The organism is Pseudomonas sp. B6001 (assembly GCF_013386015.1).
Lineage (GTDB): Bacteria > Pseudomonadota > Gammaproteobacteria > Pseudomonadales > Pseudomonadaceae > Aquipseudomonas.
This window is the reverse complement of the sequence record NZ_JACAOX010000017.1, coordinates 128,819-144,389: the sequence shown is the minus strand read 5'-3', so window position 1 is coordinate 144,389 and position 15,571 is coordinate 128,819. Positions and strand designations below refer to the sequence as shown.

Genomic DNA, 15,571 nt, shown 5'->3' with positions numbered 1-15,571 from the left:
GGGATGAAAGAGAACAACATGAAACGACTATTTGGAGCCGTTGTGCTGCTTGCCCTGGCTGGCGTCACGACGACCGTGAAAGCGGCTGATTGCCGGGTCAATGGCGGCAATTGGCAACGGGTGAGCATTGGCGGGACGTTGAACCTGCAGGTTCCGGTGAATGTGCGGCTGGAGGTGAATGAGCCGCGCATTCTCCTGTCCGGGGTGAGGATCGAATGCCGGTTTGAACCGGACAGCTATACCCCGGATGGACGGCAGGACTACTGGGCCACCGGGACGAGGATCGGCCCGGCCTGGTCGCCTGGTCCGAAGTTCGTCAGCCAGACGACCGGCTTGCGTATCAATGGCAGTTATTGGAACACGCCTATCCAGGCGGGTATCAGGATTGCGACCATGCCTAACAATACGTCTCCGATCCCGATCGATGTCATCCCTTATATATTGATCCGCAACAACCCGACCAACCCGATCGACATTCGAATAGGTGACACTCTGGGCGTGTTACGTCTCGACCAGACCAACAACTACGATTCCTTTTCCACGAGCCTGCAGCTTACGTACATCGCCAACAACGACTTCACCATCTCCCCGTCGTCGTGCACGATCAACAATAACCAACCGATCGAAATCAACTTCGGCAACGTGCACCAGAGGGCGATAGGCACCGACCCCGTATCAACCACCGTTCGTACCGATCGCACGCTCACCTACCGGTGCCCGGACCCGGGGATTACCACGCCGATCACCATTACCTACAAAGGCACGCCGTCCTCGTTCAACGCCAATGCGCTGGTGATGAGCAATCCGAACGTGGGCACGGCCCTTGTCCGTCAGGGGGCTGCGGTTCGAGTCAATGGCTCGTTCCTGACCCGTATCACCAACAGTTCCGGGAGCGACGTTGTAACGTTCGCCCTGGTCAAGCAGGCGGGGTCCCTGCCTGTCGAGGGGCCGTTGAACGGCAGCGGCGTACTGGTAATGGGGGTGCCATGACACACCCATACGGTCAGACCTGGCGCGTGACGCGGTTACGTTGTTGGCTGTGGCGTTCCAAAGCCTGGTGGGTCAACTCGCGCATCCATTGTTTTTCGCGGTAGCCCAGTTCGTTGAGCAGCAGGTTGTAGCTGTCGTCCGTCATGGGTTGCCCGGTCAGCACCTGCGGGTGCGGTACACCCAGGGCGTCGGCGAGGCCGATCAGCGTGAGCCTCAACGCTTCCTTCTGCTCGGCGGGTAAGCCGTTGGCCTGGGCCAGCCTGGCCTGGGCTTCCTGCAGTTCATCAAGGCGTGCGCATTGTTCGTCGAAATGCCGGGCATTGGCCTCAAGGGTGTTCGGGTGGTGGTCGTGCAGGTACTCTTCCCAATAGGGCTCCAGCAACATCTGGTTGACCAGGCCATCGCCTTCGCCCAGCTCCAGCACCGTGCTGTAGGCCTGTTCGATCTGCGTGGGTTTTACGTCGCCGGTGTCGCGGTACAGCATGTGTTCCGACAGCCAGGGCAGGTCGAGGCGCTTGGCCAGGGAGGTCTGGTAGCTCAGGTAGACCTCCACGTCGTCCACGTTACCCATCACGCCCTCCCGTCGTTGCGAACGCAGCCATTGGCCGAGGCCGCCTTCGGCTTCGGGTTTGAGCCGATGGGCAATGTCCTCGCTGGCGATGCGGTTCAATTGCTTGAGCCGTGCATTGCCCTTTGCCAGCGTCACCAGTTTGCCCTCGCGCTCGCTGGCCGAGGCGGAGTAACGCTGGGCTTCGCTGACCAGCACTTCGATGCCCAGGTCATTGAAAATCTGTGCACTGCCGTCGGCGCACAGGCCGGGAAAACTGGCCATCTTGAACAGCTTTTCACGCAGCGCCGTATCGTTGTGGGCCGCCTCCAGCAAACGCCAGACGCGCTCGCGCAACGTTTCAAGATTGTCCCAATAGGTGTCCATGTCCTGGGGCCGCTGGAAGAAGTCGGGCGCTTCAAGGGCCTTGATCACCTCGAACAAACCCTGGGAGCCGTGCTCGCGCTCCACCGCTTGCCACAGCTCCTGGCGCCTGCCCAGTAACGGCGGCCTGACCCGTTCCAGCCACGGGCCGCTCTCTCCACGGGGTTCATAGCTGCGGTTGGGGTCCAGTCCGGCGGCTTCGCGGTACTGCTCGTACAGCAGGCGCTGGTCGTTGAGCAGGGTGTTGCGGTCCAGGCGGGTATGGGCGACGGTCCGGGCCTCGGCGCTATCGGCCATGAGCGCTGGCACATGATCAATCCGGGTTTGGCTCAGGTCCAGCAGGAAACCCTCCTCCCGTGGGTGGGCAAACAGCCCGGTGGGCCATTGGGTGATGGGGGTGCGGCTCAGGAACAGGCGGCGCAGGTGCGGCATTTTCGAGATGTTCGGTGGCTGCGTCAGCGGGTTGCGGTACAGGTTCAGGTTGCGCAGGTGCTTGAGGTTTTTCAGGCGCGCAACGTCGCCGTTGAGCAGCGTGATCTGGTTTTCCCCCAGGTTGAGGTCGCGCAGGTAGCGCATGTTGGCGATGGGCTCGGGCAGCCGCGTCAGTTCGTTCGCACTGACGTCCAGCTCCCGCAGGGACGGGAATGCCTGCAGAAAGGGCCACTGGCTGTCGTTGAACATGCAGTTGGCCAGCTTCAGTTGGGTGACGTGCTCGAAACCATTGCCCAGCAGCGGCAGGCTGCCGGGCAGGTCGAGGGCGCTGAGGTCCAGGCTCGCGCCGCTCTGCACCTGGCCCAAGTCGTCGCGGTGCTCGGCGAGGCGGTCTTCCCAGCAGCGATAGAGTTTGTGCGCAATGATATTTTTACGCAGTGTTTCCTCCCGGGCCATGCGGCTGTTTTTGGGATGGGGGCCGGGCAGGCGCTTCCATTGCTCCAGCTCCCGGTACAGGTTGTGCCGCTGCAGGACCAGGCGATTGAGGACATCGTTGTTCAGCCCCGGGCCGATCTCATTGAGGAACCGCTGCAGGCGTTCCTCCTCCAGGGTCGGGAACAGACTGGCCAGCACCTCCCGGGCGCGGGCCTGGCCCAGGTGCTCCTGGGCGCGGCGCAACCCGCCGAGGGCCGCGCCGCCGAGCAGGGTGGTGGTCTGCACATCTGCCGTACTGCGCAGCGGTGGCTCGGCCAGCACCCGGCGCCGTTCGGCCAGGGGTTCGAGGGTTTCCATCAGCCAATGCTTGAGCCCGGCGCCCTGGCCGGGCCGGTAGCCCAGTTCACGTTGCTGCGCTTCGGACAGCGCGCGCAACAGGCATTCATACAGGGTATCCGGCCCATGCAGGCGCTGGCCCTGCTGATCGAACAGTTCGTAGCCCATGTCGTTCTGGCGCACCAGCACCCGGCGCCGGCGAGCATCGGCCGGCCCGGCTTCACAACGCAGCGTACCGCTGACCAGGCGATCGCGGATTTGCAGGTGCAGGTCGCCAAAGCCATCGCTGTAGCGCTTGAGGGTATTGAGCACCAGGCGCTCGGTACCTTCGGTGATCGCCCAGGGCGGGAAGAACCCCGCGTAGGCCTGGACACTGTGCTGGGCGAAGCTCAGTTCCCTGGCCTGATTGAGCAGGCGCAGCGGTACGTGGTGGTCCAGGGTTTGCCGTTCGGCCGGGGTTGTGCCGGCCAGCAGGGTGTCGGCCAGCGGCCGGTCCAGCGGGCTGACCTGTTCGCGCAAACGGCGTTCATGGGGATCGGCGCTGACCTGGCGGGCCTGATGGATGTAGTCGGCGATGTCACCGGTCTGGCGCGCCACCGAGTCCGCCAGTTGATCGCGCAAGGTTTGCACGCGCAGTGCTTGCGGCACGTCGCCGCCCAGCAGGTGCCTGATCGACGGCTCATCGAGAAACTCCAGCACCCGCGCCGGCAACTCGCCGGACATCACCTCGGCCAGGCTCAATTGCAGCGTGTCGGCCGGCGATGCCTGCGGGTTGGCGTACTTGTGGGAGTCACCGCTCTTGTCCGAGCGCACGAACACTTCCAATGCCTTGGTTTGGGGCCAGCCCGGCAGCTCGGTGATGGTCTGCTCGAACCAGGCGGACGTCGCATCCAGCGGCAGCGGTGCGCCGGCGCGAATGGTGTGCACGGTCTGTGTGGCAGCGCGCTGGGCTTCATAGCGATTGAGGGTCGCTTCCAGCAGCGGCGGGGTCGGCCGGTTTTGCACGTAAAGGTTGCGCAGCACACCGTCGTCGGCACCGCTGATGCGTTGCATCTGCTGCAGTTGCTGGTTGCTGAAGGGCGCCGTGCGCGGCCCCAGGCGGCGCATCAGCGTGGCGCTGTCCCAGGTGCGCGGTTGCTCGGCTTCATGTACGAAGGCGCCGTCGCCGTTGAACCGCACCAGGGGTTGATAGGCGTTGGCGCGCTCCGGGTGAGCGATACGCGTGTCGCCGGTTTCAGGGTCTGCCTGCACTTCGAAGTGAGCACCTTGCAGCGCGAGGATCTGCTTGCCCCGATGGGTGTGCAGGCCGTCGACAATGGGCGGCTGGTCGAGGTTTTTCACAGCATAGGGCGCAATATCCGGGTGCCACAGGCGCGTGCTGCCGTCGGGCCGCACCACCGGGCGCAAGCCTTCGACGAAGGGGCTGAGCTTGAGCCGTGCGACATGGCCCAACTGGCTGGCAGCACCGAACAAGGCAAACTGGATCACGCTGTCGGCCACCGCGACCACTTGCTCCGCCGCCTCGGCACCACGCCCCTGGGCCCAATCGACAATCCCCTCGAACACCTCGTCGGTGATCTGGTACAGGCTGTAGGCGAGCATCGCTTCCCCCAGCAGCGGCACGAAGGGCGTCAGCACCAGCAGCGCCGCATTGAAGATATCCCCGAGGATTTTTTCCAGGTTGTCCCACCAGGCCCAGCGCGCGTGGCGGTCGGCGGTGGCGGTGGGCACGGCGATGTCCAGGGCATCGTTGACGATCTTGTTCAACTTGAGGCGGTACTGGTAATTCCACAGGTCATTTTCGGCGGCGAGCGTTGAGCGATTGACGTGATCGTCACCGATAGCCTGCACGCTGAATTGCAGGTTTGGCTGGGTGGTCGGGGTGTCGCGCCAGCTGGGACGCGGGTCGGTGTGGGCGGTTTGATGCCAGCGCACACGGCTCAAGCGTGTATTGAGCCCGGCAAAGAATTCACCGCGCCTGGCGTGGTCGATGAACTGGCTGAAGAAGGTCTGGTAGCGCTGGCTGTCCCGCAGTTTTTCCGTGAGGTGGCTGAGGAAGGCCGCAGGCGAAGGGTATTGCTTCAGAGGGTGTTCGGGGTCTGCGGGGATGTACACCAGCACCTTGCCGACGGGCCGGGTGGGCTGCGGGACAAACAGCAACAGGATGCCGGTCAATGCCGTGTTCATCAGGCTCAGGGTATGGCATTCAAGCGCCTGACCGTCCAGCAGCGCGACGCGGCCGGCGATCAGGTCGAGCACGGCGCCGTGGGCATCGGCGTCGATGTCCCGGTTGATCAAGGCCAGGTGCGCCGCCGTACCCAGCGCAGTCTTCTGAGTGGCAATCATCTGCAGGCGCACGGCCCGGGTCACCGCCGGGTCATAGAACCCCAGGGCCTGGCGCAGGCTTTTCTGGTAGCGGGCGCCCAGGTCCAGGGTGCGGCAGATGTGCTTGAACTGTTCAGCGGTCAATACGGCGCCGGTGATGGAGTGGCGCAAGGTCAGTGTATCCCGCTGCCCGCGTGGGTCTTCGGCGGACAGGAAGGCGTAGTCGACGAAGGTGTCCGAGGCGGCAAAGTTGGCCAGCGCGACGTCCAGCAGCGACAGGGTTTTGCTTTGCTCCCCACGATTGAAATCGTGCACCCACCAGGCAACTTTGGCGCTGGCATACAGCCGCAGGCAGGTGGTTCTGACGTCGATCTCGCCATAGGCCTTCAAGGCATTTTTCAGCAGCGGTTCGGCGAAGGCATACACGTCGGTCAATGCCTGGAATCGCTGGTCCATCGCAGCCTGCTGCTGCCAGTGTGCGGCGATCGCGGGCTTGAGCGCTTGATGCTGGCTGGCGCTGGCATGGGGATAGTGGCGGATGCCTTGGTGGGCGACGTCGTTGAGTGCGCGCAGGCGGAGTGGCGAGGTGGTTTTCAGCCAGTGCGGCAGGGCGTTTTCGATAAACGCGTGGTGCAGGGACTGGTCGGGTATGTCGGCCATGGGGGCAACCTGTAGAGCTCAAAAAGAAGGCTTGAGTCTATGCACCGGCACGGCTGCGGATAAGTTTGAATAGTGGGTGGAAACCGCGGCGGATCCCTCAGTAATCCGCAAGTGAAAAGCGCAGGGATAGGCCCATCAGCGCACGCTGCATAAGCTGTTGTTGCCCGGTTGCAGATAGGGCGTAAGAATCGGCGCCATGCCCTTGAGTACCTGTACCGGCAACGCCGAAGTGAACTTGAAACCCTGGGCCGAAGCGCCGGGGACGAAGGCGGTCAGCGTGCCGAAATGATGTTCGCCGATGTAGAACACGAAGGTCGCCGTGCGGTTGATCGCCTTGGAGCTGAGAATCCGCCCGCCGGCGCCGATGGCTTCGATCCTGTTGTCGCCGGTACCGGTCTTGCCACCCATGGCCAAAGGCGTACCGTCCGCCAGTTTGAAACTGCCGGACACGCGCCGTGCAGTGCCCGCGTCCACCACCTGGGACAGCGCCCCCTTGAGTGCCGTGGCCACCTCGGAAGGCATCACGCGCTTGCCGCGATTGGGGTCGTTGACCAAGCGGGTTTCGTACGGGGTGTCGGCGGCAAAGCGCAGGCTGTCGATACGCAGGGTGGGCTGGCGCACGCCATCATTGAGGATGATCCCCACCAGTTCCGCCAGGGCCGCCGGGCGGTCGCCGGAGCTGCCGATGGCCGTGGCAAGCGACGGCACCAGATGGTCGAAGGGGTAGCCGACTTTTTGCCAGCGCTGGTGAATATCGAGGAAGGCTTCGATCTCCAGCATGGTGCGGATGCGGCTGTCGCGGGCACTCTTGTGGCGGCTCTTGAACAGCCAGCTGTAAACCTCCTGGCGCTCGTGTTCACTGGCGGCGGTGGCCTGGGTGAAGGTGGCGTCGGGGTTGTTCAGCAGGTAGCCCATCAGCCACAGGTCCAGCGGGTGAACCTTGGCGATATAGCCTTGGTCAGGCAGGTCGTAGGCGCCGGGGCCGTAATTCTGGTAGAGCTTTTCGAGGCGCTCGTCGGTGAGTTTTTCAGGGCTTTTGACGCTGCTCAAGTGCGAGCGGACGAAGCTGTTGAAACTCGCCTGGCTGGCGTTGGGCAGCAGGTAGCGGTGTACGGCGGCCAGGCGAATGGCGGTGGGGTGCATGCTGTCGAGGAAGGTGTCGAGGCGCGCCTGGGTGTTCTTGTTGCGGTATTTCTTCCAGAACTTGAGCAGGAAGGTGGTGCCTTCGCGGTCGGCGAATTTGGCCAGGTATTCCTGGCGCCTCGGGTCACTGTCGTCCTTGAGCAACTCGGCACTGTTGTTCGCACCGTGATAGGTGCTGTAGCGCACCAGGTCACGCATCAGGCGAATGAACGGCAAGTTGATCGACTCGCGCAGGGCTTCGATCAACGTGGGATTGCGACCGTTGTCCTGGCTGCGGAAGTTATGGAAGTGGTGCATGCCGCCGCCGGTGAAAAAACCTTCGCCGGTGTTGGCCGAGTATTGGCGATTGAGGGCGGCGTCGAGCATGGCCGGCAGGTTGCGGTCGCTGTTCTGGGCCAGGTAGTCGAGGGCCCAGCGGGTAATGCGGTCCGTGTCCTCGACCGGGACTTTGCGCAGCTCGGCGGCAGGTGTCGTAGCGTATTTATCATGCAGTTCGCTGACGATTTGCAGATAGGTGGTCATCACCCGCAGCTTGGCGGTTGAACCCAGTTCCAGCTTGCTGCCTTCGTTGATGTCGAATGGCTGGTCGGTGCTGTCGGTTTGCACGCGCACGCGGGCACCGTCGGGTGTCATCTCGTAGAGGTTGAAACTGTAGCGAACCTGAGCGGTGCTGGCGGGCGTCAGCAGCGTGGGCCCGAGCAGGCCGATCTGCGCGGCGAAGGCGGGGTCGGCGAGTTGCTTGAGGTACGTGCTGGCCTGGCTTTGCAGGTCGGCTTGCAAGGTGCTCGTGGCAGAGAGATCGAGTCGGTCGAGGTCGTACAGCGGCTGGTTGAGCAGGGCGGCCAGGCGAGTGCGGGCGACGCTGATGCCCTTGTTGGTTTCGATTGGCTGGATCGTCGGTTGTTGCTGCCAGTCACGGTAGGTGACTTTGCTGGCGAGGGCTGCGCTGGCCAGCGCCGGGTCGATCACGTTGTTTTGTGCGAGCAGGCGGATGTGGCTGTCGGTGAGGTCCGCCAGTTCCTTGTGGCCCTTGGACAGATAGTGAGACGGGCGACGCTGGGCGATCATCAGCGACAGCACCTCGCGCAACGCCAGACCCTTTTGCGGCAGCTGTTTGGGGTCGGTGCCGATGAGCAGCGCGTTTGTCTGGTTGAAGTCGGCGCCGTACCACACGCGCAAGCCTTCGGCCATGCCGTGCACTTCGCCATGGCCGGGTACCGCCGACAGGGGCACGCTGTTGAGGTAGTCGCGCACGATGTCCTGGCGAGCGGCAAGGGTTTGCGGGCCGTCCTGATACGCGCGCACGCTGGCAGAAATCATCTGGCGGATTTTCTCGCCGCCGGACAGGGTCAGGCCGTCGGGCGAGTGGCGGTATTTTTCCAGCTGCGTGGCCAGGGTACTGCCGCCTGCCGTCTGGCCGGGCAGGTGCAAAAGCTTCGCCACCTGGGACCAGGCGGCCTTGGCGAAACGCGGCCAATCCACGGCCGGGTTGAGTTGCGGGTTTTTCGGGTCCAGCAGGTCGCGGTCTTCGATAAACAGCAGGCTGCTGACCACCACCGGCGGGATCGCCGCAAAGCTTGGGTAGAACTGTTGTGGATACGTGAACTGATACAGCGGCGCGGCGCGGCAATCGGTGATGGTAAGGCCGGCCTGGATCTTTTCCGGGTAGGGCACGAACAGGCCGCGCTGGGCGTAGGCCATCAGGTCGGGGGAGAAGCGCGCTTGAGCCTGGATCAGGTAGTCACGCTTGATCAAGCGCGGCAGGAACTCGCCGAGGGCGCTGTAGCCCAGGCGCTTGTCAAAGGGCCCGGCGCCAGGGTAAACCCGCGCATCGCTGGGGCCCGAATGCATTTGGTAGGTGAGGGTTGAGGCAATGTCGGAGAAGGTCTTGGCCTGCAACCTTGAAGTGCGCATTTCCCGCAGGGCGGCAAAGCCCAGGGCGATCAGCGCAATCAGCAGCACCAGCCAGAACAGCCGCCACCACAACCGTCGGCGGGGAGGAGGGCTTTGTGGCAACGGCTGTTCATCCGGGCTATCGGTGGATACCGCAGCCTTGGTCGAAGCGTTTTGCCATAAAGCGCCCATAGTCGATTGATCCATTTACGTAGATTGATCGGACTTGGTTGAAGCTTAGACGGTGGTGGGCGAGTGGGGGGGATTTGTGAGTGTGATGCTGTTTTTGTGGTGAGGGAGTTTGCTGTGGTGAGAGAGTTTGTTGTGGTAAGGGGGGGGTGCTGTGGTGAGGGAGCTTGCTGTGGCGAGGGAGCTTGCTCCCGCTGGAGTGCGAAGCACTCCCCAAGAACCCACCCCGGTCTAACTGATAAACCGCATGCCCAGGTTTTGGGTCTGCTGCGCAGCCCAGCGGGAGCAAGCTCCCTCGCCACAGTGATTGCTATTCCGGCTCATAGCCAGCATGCATCCCATAAAGGGTAATCGCCGGCGCGTTTCACCAGTCCCGCTCTGATGGGATTGGCGATGATGTATCGAGCCAAGTGGCGCAAGTCTTCACCATCCCGGATTCCCCTGTCGTGATAGCCGTTCTGCCAAAAAGCGCCTGTACGGTTCCTCGCCCGGTTGATGGTGCAGGTGCTGCGGGATTTAACCGCCTGCATCAGTTGGGGCAGGCTGCGTTGCTCAAGCTGGACCAGCCAATGAAAGTGGTCAGGCATGATGACCCAGGCGATGGAGCTCCCCCATTTTTGCTCTTGTGCGCGCTTGAACTCTGCTACCAACAGGCGACCCAGACGAAAGTCGGCAAACAGGGGCTGACGATTGTGTACCACCGCAGTCACCAGATAAGCCCTGCCGGGCTCGCTGAATCTCCCGGTCCGCAGGCGATGGGATTGAGGGCGAGTTGGCATTCCATTGCATTCCTTTGCTCCAGATGAATTGACGCTAGCAGCCTGATAGAGGCTTCGATCCCAGAATTGTTGAGTACGTATTTCCGTGCCTGGAAATTCTCTGTGGCGAGGGAGCTTGCTCCCGCTGGAGTGCGAAGCACTCCCAAAGAACCCGCCCCGGTCTGATTGATAAACCGCATGCCCAGATTTTGGGTCTGCTGCGCAGCCCAGCGGGAGCAAGCTCCCTCGCCACAGCAAGCTCTTTCCCCACAATGGCCCTTGGTTGTCAGGAAGTGCCGCTCTAGAGCCTCCCCCACCGGTAAACCCGCCAAAGGTAGGGGCATGACGCTGCACCATTACCGTGCAATACTCGCCGCCGTTTGGTGGCGATGATTCCTACGCTAACCAGGTGATGCTCCTCCGCAAAAGGCGCCTTTACCGAGAGTTCCCGCTGAATCTTGCCGTTTATAGAGTGAAAACCCCTGGGTTTAGCTTTTTATACTGCACCCCCGCTGATCTGGCCCGGCCAGACCGTTTTACCCAAAAGGTGATCCGGCAACGGTACGCCATGGCAGACCCGCCATGACGCCCCGGACTCGGTGGCTCATATCCAATAACAAGACGAGGTTGTATCCCTATGCCAGCTGGCAATCATCTGCCCCACGGCGAGACCGCTCAGGGCGGTCCGCTGAAACGCGAACTCGGCGAACGGCATATTCGCCTGATGGCCCTCGGTGCATGCATCGGCGTCGGCCTGTTCCTAGGCTCGGCCAAGGCCATTGAAATGGCCGGCCCGGCGATCATGCTGTCGTACATTATCGGCGGTCTGGCGATCCTGGTGATCATGCGCGCCCTCGGCGAGATGGCCGTGCACAACCCGGTGGCCGGTTCGTTCAGCCGCTACGCCCAGGATTACCTCGGCCCGCTGGCGGGCTTTCTCACCGGCTGGAACTATTGGTTCCTGTGGCTGGTGACCTGCGTGGCAGAAATCACGGCCGTCGCCGTGTACATGGGCGTGTGGTTCCCCGATACACCCCGCTGGATCTGGGCCCTGGCAGCACTGATCAGCATGGGCACCATCAACCTGATCGCGGTCAAGGCTTTCGGTGAGTTCGAGTTCTGGTTCGCACTGATCAAGATCGTCACCATCATCGCCATGGTGATCGGCGGCGTCGGCATCATCGCGTTCGGCTTTGGCAACGATGGCGTGGCCCTGGGCATTTCCAACCTGTGGACCCACGGCGGCTTTATGCCCAATGGCGTGCAGGGTGTGTTGATGTCCCTGCAGATGGTGATGTTCGCCTACCTGGGCGTGGAGATGATCGGCCTCACCGCCGGTGAAGCGAAGAACCCGCAGAAGACCATCCCGAGTGCCATCGGCTCGGTGTTCTGGCGCATCCTGCTGTTCTACGTCGGTGCGTTGTTCGTGATTCTGTCGATCTACCCGTGGAACGAAATCGGCACCCAGGGCAGCCCGTTCGTGATGACCTTCGAGCGCCTGGGTATCAAGACCGCCGCCGGCATCATCAACTTCGTGGTGATCACCGCGGCGTTGTCGTCGTGCAACGGCGGTATCTTCAGCACCGGGCGCATGCTCTACAGCCTGGCGCAGAACGGCCAGGCCCCGGCCACGTTCGGTACCACCTCGAGCAACGGCGTGCCGCGCAAGGCGCTGCTGCTGTCGATCTTCGTGCTGTTGCTGGGCGTGCTGCTCAACTACATGGTCCCGGAAAAAGTCTTCGTCTGGGTCACTTCCATCGCTACCTTCGGCGCGATCTGGACCTGGCTGATGATCCTCCTGGCCCAGCTCAAGTTCCGCAAGAGCCTGACCCAGGCCGAACGTGACGGCCTTAAATACCGCATGTGGCTGTACCCGGTCAGCTCCTACCTGGCCTTGGCGTTCCTGGTGCTGGTGGTGGGCCTGATGGCTTACTTCCCGGACACCCGTGTGGCGCTCTACGTGGGGCCGGTGTTCCTGGTGCTGCTGACGGTGTTGTTCTACGTGTTCAAGTTGCAGCCGACTCAAGCGGCGGCACGCACCGCGAGCTGAGTTTCCTGCGCTCAACAAAAAGCCCCTTACGGGGCTTTTTGTTTTTCAGGCGGTGGCAACGCGCGCCGGTTGCGTGAGCCGCTTGTTCAAGTCCAGCCAGGCCCCCAGCAACGCCATCAACCCGGCGCCTACCAGTGCGGTGAAAATCTGCATGGCGAAGGCATCGCCGGTGATCGCATTGATCATGTCTGCCAGTGGCGCCAGCAGCACCCCCAGGCAGAACACTTCCAGGGAGTAGCGCCCCATACGGCAGGTTTGTCGGGCCAGCCAGTTCTGCGTCCATTCGCGGCCAGGCAGCAGCTTGGCGGTGACATAGGCCAGGGCCAGAAAATGCAGCAGGCGCACCGGCGACAGGTCGGTCTTGCTGATGGGGTACAGCAGGTCACTGAGCGCCGACGGCATCAGCGCGTCGTGGATTTCCGGCCAGCGCCACGAGAGCGTGAGAACCCCCGCCAACAGCGCATACACCGCCGCAGCGACGAACAATGGCTGACGCAACAGGCGCCGAGTCTCGACAGGGCGGGGTTGCCCGGCATGAATCGCCGCCGCGCCGCCCAGCACAAACAGCAACTGCCAGGTCACCGGATTGAAATACCACACGCCGTCGGCAATCGCCGCCAGGTTCCAGCCCAGGTGCGGGGCCAGCAAGTACACCGCCAGCGAAACAGCCACCACCGCCCAGGTCTTGCGCAACAGCAACGGCAACACCAGCGGCAGGCAACCCAGCAGCACGATGTACAGCGGCAACGGGTCCATCAGGTTGGGTTTGAAGCGCAGCAACAGTTCATCCACCAGGGCTTGCTGGGGATGGGTGACGAAGTGCGTCAGGCCCATCTCTTCAACGAGGTCGCGGGTTTCCACATGGCTGTTGGCGAAGAACACGATGCCCATCAGCATCGCCAGCAGGAAGATGTGCACCACGTACAGCACCCAGGTGCGCCGCCAGATCTTCACGCAGGCGATCAGATAACCGTCGCGCTGCAGGATCTTGCCGTAGGCCAGCACGGCCGCATAACCGGCCAGGAACACGAAGACTTCCGCCGCGTCGCTGAAACCGAAGTTGCGCAAGGTGATCTGGCCCAGAGGGTTGTGGGGCACGTGATCCCAGAAAATAAAGATCAACGCCAGGCCCCGAAAAAAATCGATGCGCGGGTCGCGTCCGTTCAACATGGCAGCGGGCTCTTGAACAAGGGGTTTAGTAATGACAAGTGGACGACGGCTTCAGTCGAGCCGTACGTCGGGCGGGCGCAGGTTGGCGGTATTTGTAAGCAATTGCAAAGCTGAGTTTTTTGCTGAATGTCTCATCGCTTTGTTTAAACGTCGATGATCACCAGCGTGCCTTGGCTGCCGGCGAGTACCGCGTGGGCGATGCCGGCTTCAACCAGGTACATCTGACCGGCGCCGACGTCGATGGCCTCCTCGCCAATAGACAGGCGCAAAAGGCCGTCGATCACCAACAGCCCTTCGTTGTAGTCGTGGGTTTCTTCTTCATAAGCCTGTGCATCCATGCGCAGCACCTTGATCCGCGCCGGGCCGACCTGGCCCACGCGGGTGGATTTCCAGGTGTCCGGCAGTTGGGCGGCAAGGGCGGTGAAGTCGAGTAACGGCATGGTGAAGCTCCTTGTTTCAACGATGCCGTTCGGTGGTCCGGTTCAGCGGGGTTGTTCAGTGCGGGCTCAGGCCGCGGCGATTTCATTCGGCTCAAAACTGTCCGCCCGCGCCATCTGCCACATGCGCGAATAAAACTCGCCGTTCACTTCGCCGGTGAGCAATTCGCCAGGTTTCAGGAACACATGCAACTGCGAGAACAGCTTGATCTCGGTGGCCGACATGCGCCGCACCAGGTGCTTGGCCGACAGTTGCGAAGGGTGGTCGAGACCGGCGGCAGCGAGCATTTCGGCCAGGGCCTTCAACGTGTTGCGGTGGAAGTTGAACACGCGCTGGGCCTTGTCCGGCACCACCAGTGCGCGCTGGCGCAACGGGTCCTGGGTGGCCACCCCGGTGGGGCATTTGTTGGTGTGGCAGCTTTGCGACTGGATACAGCCGATGGCGAACATGAAGCCCCGCGCCGAGTTGGCCCAGTCGGCACCGATGGCCAGGACGCTGGCGATGTCGAACGCGCTGACGATCTTGCCGCTGGCGCCGAGCTTGATCTTGTCCCGCAGGTTCAAGCCCACCAGGGTGTTGTGCACGAACAGCAAGCCTTCACGCAGCGGCACGCCGATGTGGTCGGTGAACTCCACCGGCGCGGCGCCGGTGCCGCCTTCCTTGCCGTCCACCACGATAAAGTCCGGGAGGATGCCGGTTTCGAGCATGGCCTTGGCGATGCCCATGAATTCCCACGGGTGGCCCAGGCAGAACTTGAAGCCCACCGGTTTGCCGCCCGACAGTTCACGCAGCTGGGCGATGAAGTGCATCATTTCGATGGGAGTGGAAAACGCGCTGTGGCGCGACGGCGAGATGCAGTCCTCGCCCATCATGATGCCGCGGGTGTCGGCGATTTCCTGGGTCACCTTGTGCTTGGGCAGGATCCCGCCGTGGCCCGGTTTGGCGCCCTGGCTCATCTTGATTTCGATCATCCGCACTTGCGGGTTCTGCGCCTGCACGGCGAAGCGTTCCGGGTCGAAAAGGCCGGCGCTGGTGCGGCAGCCGAAGTAGCCGCTGCCGAGCTCCCAGGTCAGGTCGCCGCCGTTTTCCCGGTGATAGGGGCTGATGCTGCCTTCGCCGGTGTCGTGGGCGAAGTTGCCGAGCTTGGCCCCCTGGTTGAGCGCGCGAATCGCGTTGGCGCTCAGCGAACCGAAGCTCATGGCCGAGATGTTGAACACCGAGGCCGAGTAGGGCTGCTTGCATTGCGGGCCGCCGACGATCACGCGAAACGCGCTGGGGTCGCTCAGCGGCGCGGGGCGCATGGAGTGGCCGATAAACTCAAAGCCCGACTGGTACACGTCGATCAGCGTGCCGAAGGGTTTGTCGGCACTTTCATTCTTGGCGCGGGAGTAGACCAGCGAGCGCTGGGCCCGGGAGAAGGGCAGGGCGTCGCTGTCGGATTCCAGCAGGTACTGGCGGATTTCCGGACGGATGCCTTCCACCAGGTAACGGATATTGCCCAGGATTGGGTAATTGCGGCGCACCGCGTGGGGGCTTTGCAGCAGGTCGAAAATGCCGATCAGGCTAAGGATGCCGGTGACCACGGCGATCGGCCACAGCCATTCGTGTTCGATAAACGGCATGCTGGCGAGGGTGAAAATGACGCAGACGGCAAAGAACGCGTAACGGCTTAACAAGGACAGGCTCATACAGGGTTCCTTAGTTTTTATCCTGTAGGAGCGAGGGGGACGCCTAGTTCTTGCTCGCGAAGGTCGTTAACGATAGCGCGGTTGTCTGGATGACCGCGGTGCATTGACGTTTTTCGCGAGCAAGCTCGCTCCT

General features: G+C 62.6%; 8 protein-coding genes. 2 read left to right on the top strand and 6 right to left on the bottom strand.

Annotated elements, in window-relative coordinates; translation table 11 throughout:
* Positions 1-18: 18 nt before the first annotated feature.
* Positions 19-990 carry a fimbrial protein gene (locus HX821_RS18015; protein WP_177036181.1) on the top strand — a complete coding sequence of 324 codons (972 nt, stop codon included), beginning with the start codon at positions 19-21 and terminating at the stop codon, positions 988-990.
* 13 nt (positions 991-1,003) lie between these two features.
* On the opposite strand, the gene HX821_RS18010 is transcribed toward HX821_RS18015, so the two are convergent.
* The 3 genes from HX821_RS18010 to HX821_RS18000 all read right to left on the bottom strand — a co-directional run bounded on the left by HX821_RS18010 (position 1,004) and on the right by HX821_RS18000 (position 10,113).
* Complete coding sequence (locus HX821_RS18010; protein ID WP_177036180.1) at positions 1,004-6,109, bottom strand: NEL-type E3 ubiquitin ligase domain-containing protein; 5,106 nt, start codon at positions 6,107-6,109, stop codon at positions 1,004-1,006.
* A 135-nt stretch (positions 6,110-6,244) separates the two neighbouring features.
* The gene (locus HX821_RS18005; protein ID WP_177036179.1) at positions 6,245-9,337 is read right to left on the bottom strand and encodes a biosynthetic peptidoglycan transglycosylase; all 3,093 of its coding nucleotides are present in this window, start codon (positions 9,335-9,337) and stop codon (positions 6,245-6,247) included.
* 317 nt (positions 9,338-9,654) lie between these two features.
* Complete coding sequence (locus tag HX821_RS18000; protein WP_177036178.1) at positions 9,655-10,113, bottom strand: transposase; 459 nt, start codon at positions 10,111-10,113, stop codon at positions 9,655-9,657.
* Between the two features lie 616 nt (positions 10,114-10,729).
* Here HX821_RS18000 and HX821_RS17995 point away from each other — a divergent pair.
* Positions 10,730-12,142 carry an amino acid permease gene (locus tag HX821_RS17995; protein WP_003216436.1) on the top strand — a complete coding sequence of 471 codons (1,413 nt, stop codon included), beginning with the start codon at positions 10,730-10,732 and terminating at the stop codon, positions 12,140-12,142.
* A gap of 45 nt (positions 12,143-12,187) precedes the next feature.
* Here the strand turns inward: HX821_RS17995 and HX821_RS17990 are convergent, their stop codons facing one another.
* From HX821_RS17990 to HX821_RS17980, 3 genes are all read right to left on the bottom strand, one after another.
* Complete coding sequence (locus HX821_RS17990; RefSeq protein WP_177008780.1) at positions 12,188-13,312, bottom strand: OpgC family protein; 1,125 nt, start codon at positions 13,310-13,312, stop codon at positions 12,188-12,190.
* Positions 13,313-13,455: 143 nt separating this feature from the next.
* Positions 13,456-13,752 (bottom strand): cupin domain-containing protein, encoded by a 297-nt coding sequence (locus tag HX821_RS17985; protein WP_003216439.1) that lies wholly within the window; start codon positions 13,750-13,752, stop codon positions 13,456-13,458.
* Between the two features lie 66 nt (positions 13,753-13,818).
* Positions 13,819-15,438 carry an FMN-binding glutamate synthase family protein gene (locus HX821_RS17980; protein ID WP_003216444.1) on the bottom strand — a complete coding sequence of 540 codons (1,620 nt, stop codon included), beginning with the start codon at positions 15,436-15,438 and terminating at the stop codon, positions 13,819-13,821.
* Positions 15,439-15,571 lie beyond the last annotated feature (133 nt).